At 58.2% G+C, this 791-nt stretch carries 1 protein-coding gene; it reads left to right on the forward strand.

The window, feature by feature from the left end; genetic code table 11:
• Positions 1-791, forward strand: a 791-nt coding sequence (locus DPQ25_RS14330; RefSeq protein ID WP_146740580.1) for an N-6 DNA methylase, incomplete at both ends; no start/stop codon positions are given.

The raw sequence follows: 791 nt of genomic DNA on the forward strand, positions 1-791 counted from the left end.
TTCGCACGGCCGGAGCTGGACAAGCGCCGCCTGGGCGAGGTGGTGGATTTGTTTACCAATATTCAAATGATTGAGCACGGCAGCGAGCGGGACATACTGGGCGGCACCTATCAATACTGCCTGCGAAAATTCGCCGAAAACGAGGGCAAGCTGGCCGGTGAATTTTTCACGCCCGAATGCGTGGTTAAAACGCTGGTGGAGGTGCTCCAGCCGTTCAACGGACGGGTGTATGACCCGTGCTGCGGCAGCGGCGGCATGTTCGTGCAATCTGCCAAATTTGTGGAGAACCACGCCGGGAATATCAATGACATCTCCGTCTATGGCCAGGATTCCAACCCCACCACCTGGAAAATGGCGCAGATGAACCTGGCCATCCGCGGCATTGACGCCGACCTGGGCAAATACAATGCCGATACGTTTTTTAACGACTGCCACCCGACCCTGCGGGCGGATTACATCATGGCAAACCCGCCCTTCAACCTTTCCAACTGGGGCGCGGATAAGCTCACCGGCGACGTGCGCTGGCAATACGGCATGCCGCCCGCGGGCAACGCCAACTTTGCGTGGCTTCAGCATATGATCTACCACCTGGCGCCAAACGGCCGCATGGGCATGGTGCTGGCCAACGGCTCGCTCTCCTCCCAGTCCGGCGGCGAGGGGGACATCCGGAAAAACATCATCGAAGCGGATTTGGTAGACTGTATCATCGCCATGCCCGCCCAGCTGTTCTATACGACGCAGATTCCCGTTTCCCTGTGGTTCCTCTCCAAGAACAAGAGGCAAAAGGGCAA

Origin of the sequence: Hydrogeniiclostridium mannosilyticum, assembly GCF_003268275.1 — a bacterium.
GTDB lineage: Bacteria > Bacillota > Clostridia > Oscillospirales > Acutalibacteraceae > Hydrogeniiclostridium > Hydrogeniiclostridium mannosilyticum.